Origin of the sequence: Nocardia sp. NBC_00403 (assembly GCF_036046055.1) — a bacterium.
In the GTDB taxonomy this organism is placed as follows: Bacteria; Actinomycetota; Actinomycetes; order Mycobacteriales; family Mycobacteriaceae; genus Nocardia.
In genome coordinates this window covers 2,047,732-2,068,625 of record NZ_CP107939.1, presented here as the reverse complement: position 1 = coordinate 2,068,625, position 20,894 = coordinate 2,047,732, and the positions used below count along the sequence as shown (strand labels likewise).

Genomic DNA, 20,894 nt, shown 5'->3' with positions numbered 1-20,894 from the left:
GGACCCTGAGGGCGAAAGGGGCACGAGCGGTGGAGTGGCTACTGATCGTCGTGATCGTCATGCTGACCGTCGTATTTGTCGTCATACGTGCACAGCAGACCAAGCAGCGCGCGGCGACCGAACTCGCGGACGCGTCCGCCGACGCCAGGCAGCTGATCGAACGGCTCGGCGGCCAGGTGTACATCCTGACCGGCAGCAACGACGCGGCGAAGCAGGCGCTAGCGGACGCGTCCGAACGTCAGATCGCCGCAGGCTCGCAGATCGACCAGGCGCGCACACCCGCGCAGGCGCGATTGGCGAAGCAGACCGCGCTCGAGGGTATGTACTACATCCGCGCCGCCCGATCGGCCATGGGCATGGATCCCGGCCCGGCGGTGCCTGCGCTCGATGGACAGGATGTGGCCGGTCAGGTCACCGAAAAGCGAACGGTCGAATACGAAGGCAGAGCGGTCGCGGCATCGCCGAACCCGTCCTCGGATACTCCGAACTACTATCCCGGCGGCCGAGTCGCCGGACGTCCGGTGCCCGCAGGCTGGTATTCCGAGCCGTGGTGGAAGCCCGCATTGATCGGCGGCGCTTGGGGACTCGGCTCGGCACTGCTGTTCTCGTCGCTGTTCTCCGGGATGTCCGGGGTCGGCTACGGCGCGCAAGGCTTCGAAAGTGGTTACGGCGAGGGCTATCAGGACGGGCTCGACGCAGGCGGTAGCGATGCCGCCGGGTACGACTCCGGCAACGATGTGAGCGGCTACGACACCGGCGGTGGAGACCAAGGCGGCTACGACGCGGGTGGAAACGATGCGGGCTGGGGCGGGGATGGCGGGTTCGACGGCGGCGGGTTCGACGGCTTCTGACAACCTGGCATCACACAACCGTGAGTCCTGACAACGGAGCTCGGACAGCTGGCATCTGGTCGCGCCGCCGGACTTCCACCCCACGACAGCCCGTCACACCCCGACGCACCAGCGATTTCGATCCCCCGCCAGCAGTGTTCGGACAGCTGGCCCGGATTGGTCGGGGCCACCCGACTGCCACCGACGACCGGCCCACCGCGCCCCCGACGCGCCAGCGATTCTGAACCTCGTCCCCCAACCCGGTAGACTCCCCGACGTCCACTGATACGCCCTCGTAGCTCAGGGGATAGAGCACCGCTCTCCTAAAGCGGGTGTCGCAGGTTCGAATCCTGCCGAGGGCACAGCATCGGCGCTGGTCAGAGCGCCATTACTTCGGGCTCAGCGGGCCACGCGGAGGGTCTCGCCCACATTTTGCCCACACTCGGCGACGTAGTGCGCATCGAGACGGTCTGCCACACCATCGAGTTCGTCCTCGAAAAGGTGCCCGTAGCGGTCCAAGGTCAGCGATGCCGAGGAGCGCCTGAGCATCCGTTGCACGGACTCGAGGACGCTCCCGCGCGATTGGCCAATGGGGCTGCGGTGTGACGGAGTTCGTGCGGAGTCGGACCGGAGGGCACGCCGGACTCCTGCACCGCGCGGTTCCACCAATCCCGCCGGTCGCCGAATGGTTCGACGGGAATTGACGGACGAACGTGAGATCGAATGTCGGACGGCCGGTTACCAGGACTCGATCAGCGGGACATCATGCTCCTGCCGCTGCCATTCCTCGGTGAGGCGACCGAGTCGGTCCGGGGCGGCGATGCCGCGCACGCCGGCGATCTTGCCGTCACGGATCTCCAGGATCACGACGCCCACGACCCGGTCGTCGAGCGTGGCGAGCATGGCCGGGCAGCCGTTGACCACGACGGCATGGATCGAGGGCGAGCCACCGGCGAGTCTCCGCTTGGCCGGGGACGGTTTGAAGCCGGCCCGCACCGCGCCGGCGATCCGCTCCGGGGTCGAGTACCGGGTCAACTTCTCGGCCAGCCCCAGCCCGGCGCCGTCGGAGATACCGGTCGCGTCGTCGGTCAGCAGCGCCACCAGCCGTTCGGTCCGGCCCGAGGAGGCGGCATCGACGAACGCCTCGACGATTCGGCGCGCGGAGGCATGGTCGATGTCAGTGCCGTTGCCAGCGGCGGCGATTCGACGCCGGGCTCGGTGGATGTGTTGCTGACTGCCGGACTCGGTGATGCCCAGAATCTCGGCTATCTCGGCGTGGCTGTACGCAAAGGCCTCGCGCAGCACGTAAACGGCCCGCTCGACCGGCGACAGACGCTCCATGAGCGTCAGCACCGCCAGGGTCACCGATTCGCGCTGCTCGACGGTGTCGGCCGGGCCCAGCATCGGGTCGCCGTCGAGGAGCGGTTCGGGCATCCAGGCGCCGACCGCGCGTTCGCGCCGCACCTTCGCCGAACGGAGCCGGTCGAGCGCCAGGTTGGTGACGATCTTGGTCAGCCATGCCTCGGGCACCTCGACGTACTCCCGGTCGGCATCCTGCCACCGCAGGAACGCGTCCTGCACCGTGTCCTCGGCGTCGGCGGCCGAGCCGAGCAGACGGTAGGCGAGCGAGGCCAGCCGATTCCGGCTGGCCTCGAAACGCGCCACCGTGGCAGTGTCCATGAGCACGACTCTATGCGGCGACCACGGCGGGCGAGTGCTCTCGGGTAGTGGCCGAACGGTACTTGTGACTCGGCTTTCCGAAGGTCGGGTGGCTCAGGCTCCAGGCGGCAGTGTCGAGGATTTTCGACTTGACGCGCGCGGCCGTTCGGCCACGTAGCGCCCACGACTTCGATCGCGCGTCACCGTCGACCAGCTGGAAGATCCCGTCCTTCCGGCCGAGGCTGATGTGGTTGCCGACATACGACAGCGAGGTCGTCGAGATCTTGCGCCCGGTCCGGTCCCCGATGATCGCGGCCGTCGCCTGCATGCTGGTGCATCCCGCGGAAGCGCAGGACATCGGCAACGGCCGACCGTTCTCGCCGATGACGAAGGCGCTGTCGCCGGCAACGTAGACATCCGGGTGCGAGACCGACCGCATCTGACGGTCGACCGTGATCTGGCCGTTGGTTACCACCTCGAGGCCGCTGGCGGCGGCAATCGGGTGGACGGCGAAGCCGGCGGCCCACACGGTCGCGTCGGAGGCGAAAGTGGTGCCGTCGGCGGCGACCGCCGCCGCCGCCTCGACGCGCTCGATGGTGGTGTGCTCGTGGACAGTGATACCGAACCGGTCGAAGGCATGCAGCAGGTGACGGCGGGCCTTCGCGCCCAGCCAGCCGCCCAGTTCGCCGCTGGTGGCGAGGCTGACCCGAAGTCCTGGGCGGGATTCGGCGATCTCGGTGGCAGCCTCGATCGCGGTCAGATTGCCGCCGACTACCAGCACATTCCCGTCCTCGCCCAGCTCATCCAGGCGTGCGCGCAGCCGCAGCGCGGCCGGCCGCGCTGTCACGTGGAAGGCGTGCTCGGCAACGCCCGCAACGCCGTGGTCGGCGGCGGTGCTGCCGAGCGCGTAGAGGAGGGTGTCGTATTCGAGCCGGTCGATGCCCTCGCCGTCGGCGACTGTGACAGTCCGGTGCTCGACGTCGACGTTGGTTACCCGCGCCAGTCGTAGCCGGATGCCGGTGCCCGCGAACACCTCCGCCAGCGGCCGATGGCGGAGATCCTGCCCGGCGGCGAGCTGATGCAGGCGCAGCCGCTCGACGAAATCGGGTTCGGCGTTGACGACGGTGATCTCGAAGTCGTCGGAGTGGAGTTGGCGGGCCAGGTATCCGGCGGAGAAGGCTCCGGCGTATCCGGCCCCGAGGACGACGATGCGGTGCTTCATGGTTCGCTCCTGTCTGGTTCGCGTGCTCCCTGAACGAGACAGCCCCCGAATTCCTGACAGCATCAACCAGTGACGTGGATCACCCTCGAGGCTCGATCGGCGGACGAACTCCATTCCGAACCACGCCGGCCCGAGCAGGTTCTCGACCTCATCGACGAGTTGCACTCACGAACCGCGCAAGGGGTTTGACCGCACACCGCCCCTAGCAGCACGGGAAACCCCAACGCGAATCCACGAATGCCAGATCTATTGAGCCGAAACCAATCACGCGGACTCGATAGATCTGGCATCTCGCAGGTCAGCGACAGGCCGAATGCCAGATACTTCGAGTCAGGACATCGCCGCCGCGCAAGGACGGCTCTCATGACCACGCCAAGCCGCGAGTAACCTGATAGCTGTGCGGTACGCAGTCCACCCGACCCGGGTACCCAGAAGCCTTCCCTGTCGGGTGATCGCAAAACTTCAGCCGCAGACATGGCGTGTGATCGTGGGCGACGGGATCGGACATCTCGATGGTGGCGTCGAGCAGGACTGGCCGGACGCCGACCTGCCGTTCGAATTCCGCAGACCGAATGCGGTTTTCTTCGTAACCGACCTCGACTGAGCCAGGCCGTTATCGGCGGTCGGACCCGCTCTCAGGGCGTCCGCGTTCGTCCTCTACCCGCTGCCGAATCGCTTCCACCGTGCGCTCTTTCGGGATGCGCTCTGGCCACAGGATCACCGCGACCAGCACGGCCAGAGGCAGCCCGATCACGACGATGAATCCGATGAGGATCCCCCCCTCGCCGATCATCCCGCGTGCCCCCGGCTTGTGGTGGCCTTCGTCGCCGCCCTACCGCGCGGAGTGATCGACCAGCGGGGAGCGTGCGGCGTCGCCAAGATCAGGCCGCGTGATTCGAGCTGACCTATCGCCCGGCCCAGCCGGTGAGCTGCGCTTGCTCGCTGATCTGGGCGGCGGTCAACATGCCACCCGGCGCGAGAACCGCAAGTACCGCCGTTTCGGTTGTCGTGCTGGTACCCATCGGTCCCCCTGGTCGGCTCGGCTGCATTGGTGAGCACCCGCCGCCGGAGTCCGAATTGCACTGCCAGCGGCTCACATCCGGCGGTGCGGATGAGGGAGTCACCCGGCGGCGGGGCCACCTCCAGCGTGTGCCGCGCAGGCATGACGAAGCGACGACCGAACCGGCGTCAATCAACACATATTGGGGGCGACATTCCGGCGTCATTGCATTAGCGTGGCGACATGACCACCCCGAACACAGCCCTTCGTGCGGCGCGCAACGCGCGGAGGATGAGCCAAGACGACCTGGCCCGCGCGCTGCGCGACGTGGGCTGTACGAGCGCAACGAAGCGCCTGGTCCAACGGTGGGAAGCGGGTATCACCCTCAACCCGCGAGCATCGCACGTACGCGCACTGGAGAAGGTGATGGGATTGCCAATCGAGACACTGGGTTTCGGGGCCGTGATGGCTGGCCGGAGCCTATCTGGCGACGACGAGAACGGGCATGTGGTCGACTCCGCTATCGGCCGGGTGTCGCATGAATTGTCCGCTACGGCACCACGACCCAATCCAGGCAACTACTCCGGGATCTGGTTGTCGCGCTACGAGTACTACTCGAGCGGCCGAGACGCCACGTTCACGGCCGTGCACCACGTCGTGATCTTGCAACACGACGACCGCCTGACCGTGCGTAGCCTGCCGGGGTCGGCGGCGTCGTTGCTGGAGATAGACCTGAGCATCGACGGCAACGTGGCAACCGGGACGTGGACCGAGCGCACCGCTGCGCAGGGCTACTACCGGGGCGCGCGCTACCACGGCGCGATACAGCTGCTGATCGAGCTCACCGGCACACGGATGGCCGGAAAGTGGCTGGGCTTCGGCAAGAGCTTCGATATCAACACCGGGCCCTGGGAGCTGGTCCTACAGGACCCGTCGACGTCCAAGGCCAGCATCGAGGCATTCGACCGCCCACCTGAGGTAGCGCAGGACTGAATGGCCGGCTTGACTACACCACCCCCTGACACGACGTCTGCTGGTGTCACACATTCGCCCCTGATAGAGACCATGCCTATGCTGTGCCCACAGCTCCCGAATCCGGGTGATTCGCTCTCCTAAAGCGGGTGTCGCAGGTTCGAATCCTGCCGAGGGCACCAACCTGCTACTGCGTTTCCGCAGCCCAGGGCGGTTTTTTGGCGTCGCGGGTTCGATTCCCCAGGCGCACCATTCGCCGTTCATCACTGTGGGGACAGCGACAGGGCGCGGCGAGCCGAGGCCCGATCGACATGTCCGGAGGCTGGAAATCTGGCAATCCCGTTACACCAGGTAAAACGGGTCAACGACGCCGAACTCTGGTGGCGCCGAGCGGCGGAGTCCGACAACACCGACGCCATGTACAACCTCGCCATCATGCTCGACAGATCCCGACACCTCGACGAAGCCCTCACCTGGTACCGGCGAGCCGCCGAAGCCGACCACACCGACGCGATGCACAACCTCGCGATCGGGACTGCTGCGACCGTGGACAACTCTCCGACACCACCACCTGGTGGCAACGCGCCGGTCACCGACAGGCACAACGCACCAGCGAGAAGCTACGCGCCCCGGTCTCACCAGAACAGTCGCAGTGCAAGCATTGCACCGGAGCTGACCCCAGTTCAGTTGGCGGCACCGGGCCCGGTGCCGCAGCAGCTCGAGGGTTTCGGTGATGGGCGAGACATAAATATACGAACACTGTTGGGCCGGAGCTAGTCTCAGATCATGGTCTTGTGTGCTTGTTGCTGCGGTCGGTGTTCTGGGCACTGCTCTCGGTGCGGGTCCGACAGCCTTTATCGGAGCGCGGGCTGAGAGTCGGCGTCAGGCTGCTCTCAAGCGTGAACAGGCACGAAAAAGAACGAGCGCGAAGAGTGGGAATTGCCGGGCGGCAGAATCGAAACCGACGAGACGCCCGAAGAGTGTGTAGCTCGCGAGATCACCGAAGAGACGCAGTGGCCGGTTACCACGGGGCCGATTCTCGACTCATGGATCTACTACATCAACCAGGTCGAGAAGCATGTGTTCATCGTGACCTACGGCTGCTACCCGGACACCGACGCCGAACCAGTTTTGTCGCACGAACACAAAGGGGTCGGGTTGTTTCGTGAGGACGAGATAGCTGGCTTGAACATGCCAGACGGCTACAAGCGATCCGTCATGACTTGGTTCGCTCAACTCCGGGCAGCGGAGAACGTCCAAAGGGGGTGACGACGGGCGAAGTGCTGGTCGCGATCAGTGAACATAGAGGTGCCGCCGAAGCGTTTGCGGAGGCCATCACGGCAGCAGAGCAGCACCGTTTGCCTCATCAGATTCAGCGGACCATCCGGGCGGCGATCAAGACCGGCATGTGTGAACTGGCCACCGAAGCCGAAGCGGCATTGCAACGAACACGCTGGCTACTAGCACCGCACCGCAGCCCGTAGGCCGTATTCCTCTTCGCAGAAGCTCGGCCTCTTCCGGTCCGGGATCAAATGACGCGAGCCGTCGCGCCTGTCACGGACAACCGACCCTGAGATGACGTAACCGCACCGAGCCACAGAGCGATGCGGGCGCGGCAGCAGGGTGCCGAGGCGGGGGTTCCAGCGCTCAACCGGCCCGGCACGGGGTGGGTAGCGTGCCGGGGTCCTCGGCGCGGATTTCTCTCGCCACGCTCTTGACGTTCTCCTCCACCAATGTGGGGAGCGAGGCGACCGATGGGTAGCCGGGATAGTCGCGCGACAGTTCTGCGGTGATCGAGTTCAGCTTGTCCTCGGTGAGATCCGTGCCGTCGGGAAGCGCGGCGCGCACCAGGTGGCGGAAATGCTCGAGGTAGGTGCGCTGTTCCTCGATGAGTTCGGGGCCGCCGGGCGCGCCGTGGCCTGGATAGATCGTTCGGATGTGTGGGAAACGGGTGCGCAGTCGGTCGAGATCGACGAGCCAGCCGCAGGAATGCCCCTCCAGCAGCGCGGGAGTTGCTTTGTCCGCTACCAGGTCTCCGGCGAAGAGGGCTCGAGTCTTCGGGTCGTAGTAGGCCGTTGCGGTCTCGGTCTCACCGGGTCCGAACTCGGCGGTCTCCAGTGCGGTGCCTGCCGCGTCGATCGTCGCGCCTGGCGCGAAAGTGTGGTCGGGATAGGTTATTTGGAGCGCATAGTCGGAATTGGGGAGTGCGCGGGTGACGTCGTAGAAGTGCAGCGGGTCGGTGCGCATCGAGGTGTCGACGGGTGCGGAGGCATAGACCGGGGCGTTGGGGGATGCCTGATGGAACACTCCGACGCCACCGACGTGGTCGGGGTGGGAGTGGGTGATCAGGACCGCGGCTATGGGCGAGCCGGTCGCCTCGGCGGCAGCCAGTGCCGCGTGGGCGTCGGTCAGTGACCGCTGGGTGTCGACGACGACCAGTCCTTGCGGGGCCTGCCACCAGTAGGTATTGACCGAACCCGGGTTGGCGGAGGCGAATCGGCCGACCACAGGTGCGGACTCCCCCGGCGGGTGCTCGACGGTGGACGAGCAGCCCGCCACACAGAGCAGGGCGAGCAAAGACACTGTCGATCGCTTCATCGGAACGCCTCCGCGTGATCGGTGGCCCAGTCCTCGAAGGTGCGAGGTGGCCGTCCGGTGATCTCCTGCACCGTGGGCACGACAGGCGCATCGTCGAACTCGCCGTCGGCGAAGAACCGGAAGAAGGCATCGACGTACTCGGCCGGGGTGGTCCGGCTCATCTCGACCCTCGCCTCGGCGTCGGACTGTGCCGTCAAACGCAGTGGCCGGTCGAGGATCTGGGCCAGCATCTCCAGACGATCCGCGGGCAGCAGAGCCGCAGGGCCGCTGAGTGCATGACTACGCCCGTATTGCTCACGGCGGGTAAGCACCGCCGCGGCGACGCTCGCGATGTCACGTGGATCGATGGCGGCTATCGGTACTCCGCCGAACGGCGCGCGCACCACATCACCGGCCCGTAGCTGTTCGAGCCACTCGAAGGTGTTGGACATGAAGCCGCTCGGCCGCAGGAACGTCCAGTCGATACCCGATGCGTCGATCGCGGCCTCACCGGTCATGTGCATCTTGACGATGGCATTGTCGGCGTGACCACCCACCACCGATCGCGACGACAGCAACACGACATGCGCGACCCCTGCCGCCCGCGCCTTCGCGAGCACCCCTGGCATATCGCGGAAGCCGCCGAGCAGGAACACTGCCTCGACATCGGCGAGGGCTTCGGACAGGCTGTCCGGTCGGTTCAAATCGCCTTCGACGAACTGGACTTCGTGGCGCTGGGTGGTTTTCCCCGCGTCGCGAACCAATGCGCGTACCGGACGTCTCTGTGCGGCCAACTCCGCGACAAGTGCGCCTCCGACATTGCCGGAGGCACCCGTTACCAAGATCATTATTTCCTTTCGGTCCAAAGCCGTGCGGTACCGATCATGCCTGTTTGGTCGGCAGCACGACGATCTGACGAAGGTTGACGTGCGCGGGGCGGCTGACGGTGTAGGCGATCAGGTCGGCGACGTCGTCGGCGCTGAGTGCCGGTATGGCGATGAACATTCCGTCGAGCTGGTCGGTGAGCTCGGGATTGTCGATGTGGCTGCCCAATTCGGTGTCGGTGAGGCCGGGCTCAATGTTGGTGACGCGGACGTTTCGTGGCCCGAGTTCGGTGCGCAACATCGCTGACAGCTGCGTGATAGCCGCCTTCGTCGCACCGTAGACCGCGTAGTCGGGAAAGGCGACGTGGGCGCCGATCGAGGAGACGTTGACCAGGTCGGCCGGGTGCCCGGCGTCCGCGGCAGTGACGAGGTCGGTGACGAAAGCTCGGATTACGCGCAGCACGCCTGTGATGTTGGTGTCGACCATGCGCGCCCATTCGTCGTCGCGGGCCGCGAGAATCGGATTGGGCAGCATGACGCCAGCGGCGTTGACGACCACACTCGCAGGGCCGAATATCTCGTGTACCCGGGCCGTTGCCGCGGTGACGCTGTCCGGGTCGGTGACGTCGACGGTGACCACCGCCGCCGTACCGCCGTCCGCGGCGATCTTCGCAGCCAGTTCGGTCAGCCGACCGGTGCGCCGTGCCAGCAGTGCGACGCGGGCGCCGGATCGGGCGAGCGTGCGGGCGGTGGCCTCGCCCATGCCGCTTGCCGCTCCGGTAACAACGGCGGTCCGACCGGTGAGGTTGTCGTAACTCATGGGTGGAGTATTTCCCAGCGTGCTGACGAGCGGCTGTCAGTCGCTGTCAGTGCGCTGGCATCAGTCATCCCCTGGAGACGACGACCGGGACCGACAGGCGATCCCCACGGCGGTGGGCCGATCGCGAGTAGGGCGGACACGTCCTTGCCCGTCGGTCACCGATGTCCGATTTCACGGCGCTGACCAGCACAGCAGCGCTAACACTGGTACAACTGTTCAGTGTTGTATGCGGTGCGCTCGACCCTCCAGAATTCATGCGGGTAGCCCTACTCGGCGCGGTCTCCATATTCTCCGCGGACGAGGTGGCCGTGTCCGTCGGAGGTCCGCGAGTCCGCGCATTGCTGGCGATGCTGGCGCTGGATCGGGGCCAGGTGGTCTCGACCAGCAGGCTCATCGACGGAATTTGGGGTGATCGACCGCCCGTCGGATCAGCTAACGCACTGCAGTCGCTGGTCAAACGGCTGCGAGCGGCGATGGCGCCGGCGAATCCGATCGAGACCCGCAGTCTCGGGTATGTGCTGACGATTCCCTCCGATGCCGTCGACGCACCTCGTTTCACCCAGCTCGTCGCCGAAGGGACATGGCACCTGGAGCGTGGCGAGTCCGAACAGGCCGCCGAGCTGATCGATGCTGCGCTGGCATTGTGGCGCGGACCGGCCCTTGCCGATCTGCTGGACTTTGCCGTGTTCGAGTCCGTTGCCGCAGCCCTGACCGCGCAGCGACTGACCGCGATCGAGGCACGAGCGCACGCGTATCTGACCATGGGTCGCGCCGGGGAGCTGATCCAGCAACTGACGCAGGAGGCCGCGGCACATCCCTTCCGAGAGACGCTGTCCGCCGCCCTGGTTCGGACGCTCGCGGCAGCGGGACGCCCCGCCGAGGCGCTGCGAGTGTTCGAACAGACCCGGGACTTGCTCGACCGTGAACTGGCCGCCGACCCGGGGCAGGCGCTGACCGCCGCGCTGCGCGAGATCCATGCCGCACCGCAGCCGACTGTGAGCACACCCTCGCTGCCTGGCCGCTCGACCAGCTTTGTCGGCCGTGACGCCGACGTCGACCGACTCGATCGCATGCTGACATCGAATGCATTGATCACCCTGGTCGGTCCCGGTGGTGCCGGGAAAACCCGGCTGGCCGTGGAGACCGCGACCCGAATCACGACGCGCTGGCCGCATGGCCTGCGGCTGGTCGAACTCGCTTCGGTGACCGACCCGAGCGTGGTGGGCAACGCCATCCTGGCAGCATTGACCGTTTCCGCGAATCGGGACGACGTCGGTTCCGACGCGCTCACCCAGATCTGCTCGGTGCTGGCCGACAAGCGTCTGTTGCTGATCATCGACAACTGCGAACACCTTGCCGTACGCACGGCGCAGCTTGTCGACGGAATCCTGCAGCGTTGTCCCGCGCTGACCATCATGACCACCAGCCGCGAACCGCTCGGCGTTGTCGACGAAACCCTCTTCCCGGTGATGCCGCTGGCACTGCCCGACAGGCAACACACGACCGCGGCGGCCGCTGAATCCGCTGCCGTGCGGCTCTTCATCGATCGCGCCGAAACCGTGCTCCCGGCCTTTTCCCTCACCGACGACAATTGCGCGGCGGTCAGCGGCATCGTTCGCAGACTCGACGGGCTACCGCTTGCCATCGAACTCGCCGCGGCGCGCATCCGCGTATTGTCACCGAGCACGCTTCTCGAGCGGCTCGACGACCGATTCCTGCTGCTCACCAACGGGTATCGCACCGCGGCAACCCGCCACCAGACGCTGCGTGCGGTGGTGGACTGGAGCTGGGATCTGCTGAGCGAAGCCGAGCGCGAATTAGGCAGCAGGCTTTCGGTTTTCGTCGGCGGTGCCACACTGGACGCCGTCGAGCAGGTCTGCGGGGGTGACCTCGATACGCTTGCTTCACTGGTGGACAAGTCGCTCGTCGAGTTCGATGGTGCGCGCTATCGCATGCTGGAAACCATCCGCGCCTATGCCGCAACGGAACTCGCGGCCACGGGCGAGCGTGCGGCGCTGGATCGAGCGCACGCGGATTACATTCTCGACCTGGTCGAGCGGGCCGAGCCGGCACTACGGACCGCACGCCAGCACGAATGGGTCGCCCGACTGAACATCGAACATGACAACTGCGTCGCCGCAGTGGGGTGGGCCGTGGAAACCGTCGACATCGACCGGTCGTTGCGCCTGTACGGCAACCTGATCTGGTACTGGGCACTGTGCGGCTTCCACGCCGAGACAATGCACTGGCGAGAACAAGTGCTCCGACTGGTCGGACAACCGCCACCCGGATCGACTGCCGACTACCTGGCTTGCGCCTTCGCGGACCGCTTGCCGGTGCATTACGACCTTTTTTCGTGGGGCCGAGCAGAAGGTGACTCGGATAGTCTCGACCGGCTCGTGCGGCAGGCTATGACCGAGCAGCGACAGCCACACCCTGCCTTTGTTCTCATGCTCGCGCTGCAATACAGTCGCGGTGGGGATCGGACGCTGCTCGACGAATGCGTTCGATCCACCGACCCCTGGCTCGCGGCCAACGCCCAGGTGCGACGTGGCGTCGAATTGCTCGACGCCGCTCGACACGAGGCCGCGGCGTTCGACCTGGAGAATGCTCTCGTCCGACTTCGAGACATCGGCGAGCCCCGTGGGCTGACCAGGGCGCTGCTGGTCCTTGCCAAGCAGCGCACCAATACGCTCGGGCTACCCGCGGCATCGGCAGCGATGGCGGAAGCGGCGGCACTGACCGCCACCTGGACGAGTGCCGATGAGGTCGTCGGGGTACGCACGTGGCTGGGACAACTACGGGTGTGGCATGGTGACATCGCTGGAGCCGCGGGCGAGATCGCCTGCGCCCGTGTCCGACTCGACGCCACCGTACCCACCTTCACCCGAGCGTGGATGCACGTGGTGGAAGCCGAGATAGCCCGTCGTCGTGGCGAACTCGGCGAGGCGTTGGCGCGCTTCCACGAGGCGCTCCCCATGCTGGCCGCAAGCAGGGCACGGGCGGATCGTCCGGTCGACACCATGGCGACCTTCGTCGAGACCTGGGGCCGGACCGTGTATGCCATTGCGCTGGTCGGCAACGGTGACCGTCACAGCGCCCACACCGAGTTGGCTGCCGCACTGGCACTACAGCAGCTCAGCGGCAATCTGCCTTTACTGTTCGCGATCAGTATGGGCTATGGGTCCGCGGTGCTGGCCGACGGGGACGCGGAACTCGCGGTGACGATTATCGAGGCCCACGACAACCTGTGCTCCGAACACAACCATCGCGGGCCTGGTGCACAGCAGATCATCGACGCCGCGAGAACCCAGCTCGAGCCTGCCACCTACGACCGCGCGCTCGCTGTCGGGCACGCACTCACCGTCGACGACCTTTATGCACTCCTCGCCGAGATCCGAATCCGCCGCCGCGGATTCGCAATGACGACGCGGGCAACGACCGCACCGGACAGTGTGATCCATGTGATACAGCACGAGGGTCCTCGACTGCCTGAGCCATGAGCCGACCGCACGAAGCCGCAAGCTATCGGTCCACCCGACGCAGGTCAGAACATCGCGCCGTTGGCACGAATCGTCTGGCCCGACACCCACGCCGCGCCGTCACCCACCAACCACCCGACGACCGGAGCGATGTCCTCGGGGATACCGAGCCGCCCCCGCGGGCTGTGATGTGTTGCCGCCTCAATGGATTCGGGGGTCTCCGCGCCCCGGTAGAAGTCGTCGTCGATGGGTCCGGGCGCGACCGCGTTGACGGTGATACCACGAGCACCCAACTCCTTGGACGCGGCGAGCACCATGCGCTCGACGGCGGCCTTGGAGCCCGAATACAGGCCGTAGGTGCCGGTCATGATCGCGGTCAGGGTCGTCGAAAGCACCACGTAGCGCCCACCATCGGAAAGATGGCGAGCGGCGGCGCGCAGCGTATTGAACGCACTGCGCGTATTGAGGTTGATGAGATGATCGAAGTCCTCGTCGGTGAATTCCACGAGCGGCTTCTTGATCACCGCACCCGGAGTGTGAATGACGATGTCCAGCTTGCCGTGCTCGGCAACCACCTTCGCGAACAGCGCGTCCACCTCCGACGACGAGGTGGCGTCGGAGCGGACAGCCGCCGCGGTCACGTCGTATTTGGTCAACGTGGCCACCGTCTGCTGCGCGGCATACTCGTTACCGAGGTAGCTGATGACGGTGGTCGCCCCACGGGCGGCGAGGTTCTCAGCGAACGCCGCACCCTGATTTCGGCTCCCGCCGACTACCAACGCGACCTTACCTACCAAATCGCGTGCACCAATGACATCGGACATCGCTCGTTCTTCCCTTCACCACAGCCTTCGGATCAACAGCGCATCGCCGCCGCAGCACACGCTGGTACATCGCGCTGTCAATCGGCTGACACACGCTGACAGTGGTGAACGCGCGCCGAGAGCCGGACCGAGTCGGCACTCGTGCGATGGCCCGTCCGAGTTGAATTCCACACCGCTGGTGCGTAGTTCGCTATTCCACGTTTCAGTCGGAGTCGCGTGTTGTCCGCTCGTTGTCGACGTGTCCCGAGCGGGCCAGGATGAGAACGCTGACCACGAGCACCCAAGTAGGAAACGCCAGCGTGACCCACATGCTGATTTCGCTCCCGATAAGCAGTGTCAGCGCCAGCAGGTAGCTGAGGCCGGCGAGCCACCGGGGCATCAACCTGGTCTTCAACCAAATTGTCGCCAACGAGATCATGAACACGGCGGCCATCCGAAGCGCATACGTCTGGGTCGCCGAAAACACGACCATCTTGCCGAAGCTGACCACCTCGGCATGGGCGGCCGTATCGACGACTCCGGTGTTGCTTGCCACCAGCGCTCCGGCGGTGGCGGTTGCGACGAACATCATCGCCAGAAACAGCAGCCCGCTGCCGAGGAACACCGACAGGAAGAACCGGTCTTCGTAGCGCCCGAATCCGTCGCGCACTACGCCGATGAACCACAGGAAGCTGATGCCCGCGAAGGGCATCAGCACGGTCGCTGTCTTGATCGCGGTCTGTGGGCTCTTCATCAACTCAGTCGAATCCCGAACGCCTTCGGGTATTTCGATGCGTATCAAAATCAACGTTGTTCCGAACAACACCGCGAATAAGACTCCAGCCAGTGCGGCGGCTCGCGGCGTTGACAGATTGCGAAAAGTCGAGGCCTGATCCGGGTGCTGCGGCTGCGTTGACATGGCATCATCCTGCCAAACCTGAGCATATTTTGGCGGGTCGACGACTCCGAATAAGTGGGCAAGGGCATTTTCAGCTTCCGGGATCCCCTTGCAGCCTGGACATACGACAGCCGCTCGTTTCCAACCTCACTTTTTGGCTCGCACAGCAAACTGGACACACTCAAATTTGGTGGAGTAGGTCGCGGCAGCGTGGCGATATCGCCGGACACCCGGTCGAAGCGACGTCGATCCACGGGACCGACCAATATCCGTTAGCCGATCCGATTCCCGGTGAACGGCCTCTGTTAGGTCTCTACCAGCAAGTATGACCGCTCGATTCGGGCGACGTCAGCGCATGCATTCACCGCGCATTGCGCTGCGGCCATGCGCCTGGAGGCGTACGCTGATCGGCGCCCGGTTTCCTATAGCGGTATGGAAGGTGGAGCCATGTCGACGACCGATCGTAACTGGAGCAAACCGGCGGCTATGGCCATACCGGCCGAAGGCTATTTCGAGCTGGAGCGGGGCCGATATGGCCCGATCTATCCACGCACGCCCGCCGCATATGGTTTCTCGATCATCGCGAAGGTGAAGCCGGGCCGAGAAGAGGCCGTTCGCGCATACGGCAAGCAGATCGAGGAGGCGGTCGCCGGTAGTCCGGATGTGCTGGCACCACTGCGGCTGCATTATCTGCGATGGGTGCTGTTCGATGTCGGCTCCGGATTGCATTTCCAGTACCAAGGCATCTTCGACACCGATTTCGACAAATACACCGAGGATGCGGTGGCGCTCTTCTCCCAGACCGGCATCACCACCGTTTTCACCAATCTCGAAGGATTCCCCGAAGACTGGAAGGAAAATCCGGACGCATTCGTCAAATTCGTTCGAGAACACCAGTTTCCGAGCTTCCTTGAGTACGGAGAATACCCCTACGTCACCGCTGACGAAATCAAAAAGGCGCTGCGACTCAAAGCGGCGTTCTCCGACATGCTCGACCAGATGCAGTGACCACTACGTCGGCGCTCGAGTTCGACGATATCCAACACATCCTGCTGACGCGCACCCCGGCGATGACAGGCCGCTACGAGTTCCTGTCCTTCGACGATCCTGCCGGGGGCCGGGCCTGGTTGGCCGAGCTGCTGGACCGGGTCGACTCGGCGGCAGACGCGAGCGCCTCGATGGACAGCTCCCAGCGTTGGATCACCCTGGCCTTCACCTGGCGCGGGCTGCGTGCGCTCGGGGTGTCGGAGGAATCGCTCGCCACTTTTCCCGACGAGTTCCGCGAAGGCATGGCCGCCCGCTCCGACATCCTGGGCGACACGGGCGCCAATCACCCGGACAACTGGGAGGGCGGGCTGGCCGGTGACGACCTGCACGCCATCGCGATCTTGTTCGCCCGCAGCGATGCCGAGCACCAAAGGTGCACCGCCGAGCACAACAAGCTCGTCGCCCGCTGTCCGGGTGTGCGGGTGTTGTCGTTCTTGGATTTGAACGCGACGCCTCCGTTCGACCACGCCCATGACCATTTCGGGTTCCGGGACCGGTTGTCCCAACCGGTGATCGAGGGATCCGGTGAAGAACCGACGCCGGGCTCGGGCGCACCGCTGAAACCCGGTGAATTCATCCTGGGCTACCCCGATGAGGAGGGGCCGGTTCATGGGCTGCCGCAACCGGAAGTGTTGTCCCGCAACGGAAGTTACATGGCATACCGACGGCTGCAAGAACACGTCGGTGCGTTTCGGGATCATCTGCGTGCGCATGCCGACACCCCGGACGAGCAGGAACTGCTCGCTGCGAAGTTCATGGGCCGCTGGCGAAGCGGCGCCCCGTTGGTGTTGGCACCCGACCGAGACGATCCACAGCTGGGTGCAGATCCCATGCGGAACAATGACTTCAACTACAAAGAGATGGACCCGCACGGCTACGCGGTACCGCTCGGCTCGCACGCGCGGCGACTCAATCCACGCGACACCGCAGTGAATATGAACCGCCGCAGGATGATTCGTCGCGGAGCCACCTACGGGCCTGCGTTACCCGAGGGCGCACCCGATGACGGGGTGGACCGAGGCATTGCCGCGTTCATCATCTGCGCCAGCCTGGTTCGTCAGTTCGAGTTCGCCCAAAACGTCTGGATCAACGACAAGACGTTCCACGAACTCGATAATGAGCACGACCCCATCTGCGGCGCCCAGGACGGCACCTTGGAGTTCACCATCCCCAAACGGCCTATCCGCACAGTAATCGAGGGGCTGCCCGCCTTCACCACGCTCAGGGGCGGCGCGTACTTCTTCCTGCCCGGTATCGGCGCCCTGCGCTACCTGGCCGCCCTCGACAGTCGAGAGGTGAAATCATGAACACCCGACCGGGGGCGCGCACCTATAACCAGGACCACATCCCACGCCCGCACAACGGGCGCAGACGGATCAGCATCTACTGGACGTGGAGCTACCCGTGGGAGGCCCAACGCGATCCCGCCGAAATGTACAACCGTTTTTCCACGATGACCGAAGTCCGCAACGCACTGTGGCCGGGCTACGAGACCCCCGAATACGACGCAGCGCACTTCCTGCAAGGCATCGCAGGCACACTCGAACTGTTCCACCGCTCGACGCTCGCGTTTCAACGGCTGGCCGGTGCGGCGACCGGCCAGCCCGTGGCGGTGTTCCAGCGCATCGACCAGGCCGGCTACACCTTGCCGATCGACGAACGAATCCTCGACGACACCGACACGCTGATGGTATTCGGGCTCGATCACCTCCTCTCCGAACAGGAAGCCGCGCCCGAAGAGGTCGCCGCGATCCGCGAATGGCTGGAACGCGAAGGCACCTGCCTGTTATTGGCACCGCACCACGACGTCGGCTTCACCGACGACTACACCCAGCGACAAACCGAATACCAGCATCACGGCGACCCGCTGGTGCCCCGTCAGCAGCGATTCGGCCAATACACACGCTCGCTGATGAAGGCGCTCGACGTGCCGGTGCACAACAAGTGGGGCCTACGCCCCGCGGTCGTCGACGGCACCGACGAGATCGCCCCCCTCACCGGGTTCCGCGATCTGGACACGGCCCAATTGCTCGACAACGTCACCACATTCAACTTCCACCCCCACTTGCCGCACTACGAGCTCACGATGCCCGAAAGCGACTCGCTCCGAGTCCTGGGACGCCAGCGCGTCGACCCCACCCGGCCCCATCCCTTCACCGCCGCCGGAAACGCGGAATTCAACGCGCTGATCTGGATGCCACCCACCGGCCCGCGTGCAGGCGACATCGTGCTCCTCGACTCCACCAACTTCACCACACTGTTCGGTGGCACCGACAGCCTCGAAAACCTCTGGCACAACCTGGCCACCATGAAATGACCGCAAGCACTCGGCCGTGCCGTACATAGTGTGTCGATCCATCTCGGAGAAGTCGCAGACCCCGAAACCTTCACCTCCCATTCGCGGACCCACACCTGGCCGATCATGTCCGGGTTGCGCGAGCCGGGAGCAACCGCCGCGCGGCCGTACCGGCACTCGATGCTCCCGCTCGAACCTTGGAATTCGGAGGTTTCTTAGCGATATCTCAACGGCCGAACCCGCTTTCCGACGCCTACGCTCGGAATATCGGAAAGAGGCAGTGATGAATAACCAACGCATGGTGCTGCTCGCCGCCGAATCGGGAGATCTCCCCAACTACAGCACGAGCGCGGTCATGATCGGCACCACGATCCTGTTGATGATCATCGTCGTGATCGCCGCCTACGTGATCCACAGTGGACGGCGAGGCTGACACCCGGCGCTTTGTGAGCATTGCTCTTCAACAAGAGCGATGCTCTTCAAATAATCGCCAGATGTCAAGAGCAATGCCCACAGAGGGCGATCGGCACCGATATTTGTGAAACCCTGATCCTGCTCAGACGACGAAGCCGGATCAGTCGATCAGTCGAGGACATTCGCCGAGTGACATAGCGTCTGCACCCGGAAGCTGCGACCGCCGAACACCAGCTCAGCCCGGGTCAGTAGCGAAGACTCTCCGGTGGTGTGGTGTGGCGAACGCTGATCCAGACCATGGTGGGCACTGTCGAGTACGAACATCGCCCGCCGGACTCGGCCAACCGAACTACGATCGCCGATCTGCCGTCGACTTGGACTTCGACTTGGACTTCGACTTGGACTTCGGCCAGCGAGCCGCGCACACGACGAAACCCGGCATAGTCGGTTCGGACCGCCGCGCCGGTCTGTGCGGTTCAGCGCCTACGGACGCACGAACTCGCCGTCCACACACCGGCCGCGAAGGCTTCCCACTCGCTGGGCGTGCAGGAAGGCGCGGGCCCATTTGCCTGTAAACCCTATGCCCCCACCATGTTTCACCGCTTCACCACAATCCGGACGTGGACCTCAGCGTATTCCGGCCCCAGTCTGCGACTCGACTGCGCCGCGTGCCCGATCGCGAGCCTGATCGTCATCCAGGACAGTCAGCGCGAGCACTACTCCGACGCCGCCACCGAAACACTCGGCGACACAGAGTGGCTTCAGCGCCTCTCGGACGAGCGGCTACACCTCGAACGCAATATTCAAAGCGCGAGCGCGACTTGTATCATCAAACAGCGCAATGTATTTGGCTGCATCCAGTATCGAAACCTCTAGGAAATGCCCAACCGGCACCTCAGGTCCGACGATGCGAACCGGGGTCGATCAGACCTGGCCGTCACGGGCCGAAAACCATGACCGGAATCAAGATTCCCAGTGCCCTATGTTCCACTGCGGCAACGTCACTGGTCGCTCGAGGACCCGGCGGGTGCGCGCAATGGGACGCAGCTTTCACTTCGCACCGATCTGGCCGCCCAGTACCACGCCGTGCTGGGCGGCGGGTTCGCAGACTGCGAGCCTGCTGGTTCCTCGACGACCGGCTACGAGCATGCTCGGGGCATCGAACGCCGCATCCAGGGCAGTCGACTGTTCGAACGATCCATACGAGTCGGTCCTCGATGGACCGAATACCGCGCCGACGAACTCGGCTTTGCCGCGGTCTGCTCGATCGGGCTGGATGCCGGCGGGTAGAGCGCAAGCGCGCCGGTCGTACGAGCAGGGAGAGGGAGGAGTTGCCGCGAAAGCCATGTCGTCCATCACAGCCTCGACTCACAATTCGGGTGGATTCGGGTGCGGCACATATGGACGGTGGGCCGGTGGGCGCATTGACAGGCGGCGGTCACAACCTGCGAGCACCCGCCAGCGGCATCGACGAGACCGGCGACGTGATCACTCCGGTGCCGTAGGTCGATGCGTGGATGACTTCGCCGTCACCGGCGTAGAGGGCAGAGTGGTTGCCGCCGTAGTACGACACCAAATCGCCCGGTTGCAGGTCGTCCAGCGATACCGGCGTTCCGGCGGCGAGCTGCCCGTAGCTGGTGCGCGGCACGTCCACGCCGGCCTGCCCGTAGGACCACTGCACCAGACCTGAGCAGTCGAAGGCGCCGGGGCCGACCGCGCCGTAGGAGTAGGCGGAGCCGAGCTTGGTTCGGGCGGCGTCGACGGCGACCTGGCCGGTGGTTTTCGGCGGCTTCACTACAGCGGGAGCGGTCTGCGCCGGAGGAGCCATTCCGAGAAGGTTGGTAAGGAATGGAACGTCGATTCGAGGAAGGCCGTTGGGGAATAGGAGTTCCATTCCCGGAATGGTCGCAGGCACCGGAATCGTCGCAGGTACCGGAATGGTCGCAGGCGCCGGAAGCTGCGCACCCGGAACAGCCAAGGGCGCCGAAAGCTCGAACGCTGGGGCACCGGCGGGTGTCGCAGGCTCAATTCCCGGAGCGGCGGCGAGTGC

At 65.1% G+C, this 20,894-nt stretch carries 21 protein-coding genes and 2 tRNA genes; 13 read left to right on the top strand and 10 right to left on the bottom strand.

Translation table 11 applies throughout. The features are described from left to right. The first annotated feature begins 29 nt into the window (after positions 1–29). Positions 30–851, top strand: coding sequence for a DUF1542 domain-containing protein (locus tag OHQ90_RS09165; RefSeq protein ID WP_328409084.1), 822 nt, complete (start codon positions 30–32; stop codon positions 849–851). A gap of 268 nt (positions 852–1,119) precedes the next feature. Then, positions 1,120–1,192 (top strand) — tRNA-Arg (locus tag OHQ90_RS09160). A gap of 37 nt (positions 1,193–1,229) precedes the next feature. On the opposite strand, the gene OHQ90_RS09155 is transcribed toward OHQ90_RS09160, so the two are convergent. The 4 genes from OHQ90_RS09155 to OHQ90_RS09140 all read right to left on the bottom strand — a co-directional run bounded on the left by OHQ90_RS09155 (position 1,230) and on the right by OHQ90_RS09140 (position 4,504). Then, positions 1,230–1,379 (bottom strand): hypothetical protein, encoded by a 150-nt coding sequence (locus tag OHQ90_RS09155; RefSeq protein ID WP_328409082.1) that lies wholly within the window; start codon positions 1,377–1,379, stop codon positions 1,230–1,232. 189 nt (positions 1,380–1,568) lie between these two features. Further along, a complete protein-coding gene (locus tag OHQ90_RS09150) occupies positions 1,569–2,510 on the bottom strand; it encodes a sigma-70 family RNA polymerase sigma factor (RefSeq protein ID WP_328409081.1) in 942 nt (313 codons plus the stop codon). Between the two features lie 10 nt (positions 2,511–2,520). Continuing rightward, entirely contained in the window at positions 2,521–3,711 is a 1,191-nt protein-coding gene (locus OHQ90_RS09145; protein WP_328409079.1) for an NAD(P)/FAD-dependent oxidoreductase, read from the bottom strand. Between the two features lie 613 nt (positions 3,712–4,324). Then, positions 4,325–4,504, bottom strand: a complete 180-nt coding sequence (locus OHQ90_RS09140; RefSeq protein WP_328409077.1) for a hypothetical protein — start codon at positions 4,502–4,504, stop codon at positions 4,325–4,327. 450 nt (positions 4,505–4,954) lie between these two features. Between OHQ90_RS09140 and OHQ90_RS09135 the strand changes: the two genes are divergently transcribed. The 4 genes from OHQ90_RS09135 to OHQ90_RS09120 all read left to right on the top strand — a co-directional run bounded on the left by OHQ90_RS09135 (position 4,955) and on the right by OHQ90_RS09120 (position 7,167). Beyond that, positions 4,955–5,704 (top strand): helix-turn-helix domain-containing protein, encoded by a 750-nt coding sequence (locus OHQ90_RS09135; protein ID WP_328409076.1) that lies wholly within the window; start codon positions 4,955–4,957, stop codon positions 5,702–5,704. 85 nt (positions 5,705–5,789) lie between these two features. Beyond that, positions 5,790–5,865: transfer RNA gene (locus OHQ90_RS09130), tRNA-Ser, on the top strand. 757 nt (positions 5,866–6,622) lie between these two features. Continuing rightward, the gene (locus OHQ90_RS09125) at positions 6,623–6,952 is read left to right on the top strand and encodes an NUDIX hydrolase (RefSeq protein ID WP_328409074.1); all 330 of its coding nucleotides are present in this window, start codon (positions 6,623–6,625) and stop codon (positions 6,950–6,952) included. Beyond that, the gene (locus OHQ90_RS09120; RefSeq protein ID WP_328409072.1) at positions 6,949–7,167 is read left to right on the top strand and encodes a hypothetical protein; all 219 of its coding nucleotides are present in this window, start codon (positions 6,949–6,951) and stop codon (positions 7,165–7,167) included. The genes OHQ90_RS09125 and OHQ90_RS09120 overlap by 4 nt, the downstream gene beginning before the upstream one ends. 163 nt (positions 7,168–7,330) lie before the next feature. On the opposite strand, the gene OHQ90_RS09115 is transcribed toward OHQ90_RS09120, so the two are convergent. Genes OHQ90_RS09115 through OHQ90_RS09105 form a run of 3 tightly spaced genes read right to left on the bottom strand, consistent with a single transcriptional unit; the run spans position 7,331 to position 9,904 of the window. After that, on the bottom strand, positions 7,331–8,281 hold the full coding sequence (locus OHQ90_RS09115; RefSeq protein WP_328409070.1) for an MBL fold metallo-hydrolase: 951 nt from the start codon (positions 8,279–8,281) through the stop codon (positions 7,331–7,333). Then, positions 8,278–9,108, bottom strand: a complete 831-nt coding sequence (locus OHQ90_RS09110) for an NAD(P)H-binding protein (protein ID WP_328409068.1) — start codon at positions 9,106–9,108, stop codon at positions 8,278–8,280. Before OHQ90_RS09110 ends, OHQ90_RS09115 begins: the two co-directional genes overlap by 4 nt. 34 nt (positions 9,109–9,142) lie before the next feature. After that, positions 9,143–9,904, bottom strand: coding sequence for an SDR family oxidoreductase (locus OHQ90_RS09105; RefSeq protein ID WP_328409066.1), 762 nt, complete (start codon positions 9,902–9,904; stop codon positions 9,143–9,145). Positions 9,905–10,158: 254 nt separating this feature from the next. Here OHQ90_RS09105 and OHQ90_RS09100 point away from each other — a divergent pair, with 254 nt between their 5' ends. Continuing rightward, on the top strand, positions 10,159–13,407 hold the full coding sequence (locus tag OHQ90_RS09100; RefSeq protein WP_328409064.1) for a BTAD domain-containing putative transcriptional regulator: 3,249 nt from the start codon (positions 10,159–10,161) through the stop codon (positions 13,405–13,407). A gap of 44 nt (positions 13,408–13,451) precedes the next feature. Here OHQ90_RS09100 and OHQ90_RS09095 read toward each other — a convergent pair whose 3' ends face one another. Together OHQ90_RS09095 and OHQ90_RS09090 are read right to left on the bottom strand one after the other, a co-directional pair. Beyond that, positions 13,452–14,210: an SDR family oxidoreductase gene (locus tag OHQ90_RS09095; protein ID WP_328409062.1), complete on the bottom strand. Its 759-nt coding sequence runs from the start codon at positions 14,208–14,210 to the stop codon at positions 13,452–13,454. Between the two features lie 202 nt (positions 14,211–14,412). Continuing rightward, the gene (locus OHQ90_RS09090) at positions 14,413–15,108 is read right to left on the bottom strand and encodes a hypothetical protein (protein ID WP_328409060.1); all 696 of its coding nucleotides are present in this window, start codon (positions 15,106–15,108) and stop codon (positions 14,413–14,415) included. Between the two features lie 426 nt (positions 15,109–15,534). On the opposite strand from OHQ90_RS09090, the gene OHQ90_RS09085 reads away from it, so the two are divergent. The 6 genes from OHQ90_RS09085 (at position 15,535) to OHQ90_RS09060 (ending at position 20,134) form a co-directional block, all read left to right on the top strand. Then, entirely contained in the window at positions 15,535–16,095 is a 561-nt protein-coding gene (locus OHQ90_RS09085; protein WP_328409057.1) for a hypothetical protein, read from the top strand. Next, positions 16,092–17,441, top strand: a complete 1,350-nt coding sequence (locus OHQ90_RS09080; RefSeq protein WP_328409055.1) for a Dyp-type peroxidase — start codon at positions 16,092–16,094, stop codon at positions 17,439–17,441. Before OHQ90_RS09085 ends, OHQ90_RS09080 begins: the two co-directional genes overlap by 4 nt. Beyond that, positions 17,438–18,451: a hypothetical protein gene (locus OHQ90_RS09075; RefSeq protein WP_328409053.1), complete on the top strand. Its 1,014-nt coding sequence runs from the start codon at positions 17,438–17,440 to the stop codon at positions 18,449–18,451. The genes OHQ90_RS09080 and OHQ90_RS09075 overlap by 4 nt, the downstream gene beginning before the upstream one ends. A gap of 262 nt (positions 18,452–18,713) precedes the next feature. Next, positions 18,714–18,863: a hypothetical protein gene (locus OHQ90_RS09070; RefSeq protein ID WP_328409051.1), complete on the top strand. Its 150-nt coding sequence runs from the start codon at positions 18,714–18,716 to the stop codon at positions 18,861–18,863. A 524-nt stretch (positions 18,864–19,387) separates the two neighbouring features. Further along, positions 19,388–19,720 carry a hypothetical protein gene (locus OHQ90_RS09065; protein ID WP_328409049.1) on the top strand — a complete coding sequence of 111 codons (333 nt, stop codon included), beginning with the start codon at positions 19,388–19,390 and terminating at the stop codon, positions 19,718–19,720. A gap of 99 nt (positions 19,721–19,819) precedes the next feature. Continuing rightward, complete coding sequence (locus OHQ90_RS09060; RefSeq protein WP_328409047.1) at positions 19,820–20,134, top strand: hypothetical protein; 315 nt, start codon at positions 19,820–19,822, stop codon at positions 20,132–20,134. Positions 20,135–20,282: 148 nt separating this feature from the next. On the opposite strand, the gene OHQ90_RS09055 is transcribed toward OHQ90_RS09060, so the two are convergent. After that, a complete protein-coding gene (locus OHQ90_RS09055; protein WP_442941450.1) occupies positions 20,283–20,873 on the bottom strand; it encodes a C40 family peptidase in 591 nt (196 codons plus the stop codon). Between the last annotated feature and the right edge of the window lie 21 nt (positions 20,874–20,894).

Excerpts from the sequence above, each read along its gene's own strand:
- OHQ90_RS09075 (WP_328409053.1), top strand. The coding sequence starts at position 17,438 with ATGAACACCCGACCGGGGGCGCGCACCTATAACCAGGACCACATCCCA.
- OHQ90_RS09105 (WP_328409066.1), bottom strand. The coding sequence starts at position 9,904 with ATGAGTTACGACAACCTCACCGGTCGGACCGCCGTTGTTACCGGAGCG.
- OHQ90_RS09095 (WP_328409062.1), bottom strand. The coding sequence starts at position 14,210 with ATGTCCGATGTCATTGGTGCACGCGATTTGGTAGGTAAGGTCGCGTTG.
- OHQ90_RS09135 (WP_328409076.1), top strand. The coding sequence starts at position 4,955 with ATGACCACCCCGAACACAGCCCTTCGTGCGGCGCGCAACGCGCGGAGG.
- OHQ90_RS09145 (WP_328409079.1), bottom strand. The coding sequence starts at position 3,711 with ATGAAGCACCGCATCGTCGTCCTCGGGGCCGGATACGCCGGAGCCTTC.
- OHQ90_RS09090 (WP_328409060.1), bottom strand. The coding sequence starts at position 15,108 with ATGTCAACGCAGCCGCAGCACCCGGATCAGGCCTCGACTTTTCGCAAT.
- OHQ90_RS09100 (WP_328409064.1), top strand. The coding sequence starts at position 10,159 with ATGCGGGTAGCCCTACTCGGCGCGGTCTCCATATTCTCCGCGGACGAG.
- OHQ90_RS09110 (WP_328409068.1), bottom strand. The coding sequence starts at position 9,108 with ATGATCTTGGTAACGGGTGCCTCCGGCAATGTCGGAGGCGCACTTGTC.
- OHQ90_RS09115 (WP_328409070.1), bottom strand. The coding sequence starts at position 8,281 with ATGAAGCGATCGACAGTGTCTTTGCTCGCCCTGCTCTGTGTGGCGGGC.
- OHQ90_RS09085 (WP_328409057.1), top strand. The coding sequence starts at position 15,535 with ATGTCGACGACCGATCGTAACTGGAGCAAACCGGCGGCTATGGCCATA.
- OHQ90_RS09150 (WP_328409081.1), bottom strand. The coding sequence starts at position 2,510 with ATGGACACTGCCACGGTGGCGCGTTTCGAGGCCAGCCGGAATCGGCTG.
- OHQ90_RS09070 (WP_328409051.1), top strand. The coding sequence starts at position 18,714 with ATGAATAACCAACGCATGGTGCTGCTCGCCGCCGAATCGGGAGATCTC.
- OHQ90_RS09155 (WP_328409082.1), bottom strand. The coding sequence starts at position 1,379 with ATGCTCAGGCGCTCCTCGGCATCGCTGACCTTGGACCGCTACGGGCAC.
- OHQ90_RS09140 (WP_328409077.1), bottom strand. The coding sequence starts at position 4,504 with ATGATCGGCGAGGGGGGGATCCTCATCGGATTCATCGTCGTGATCGGG.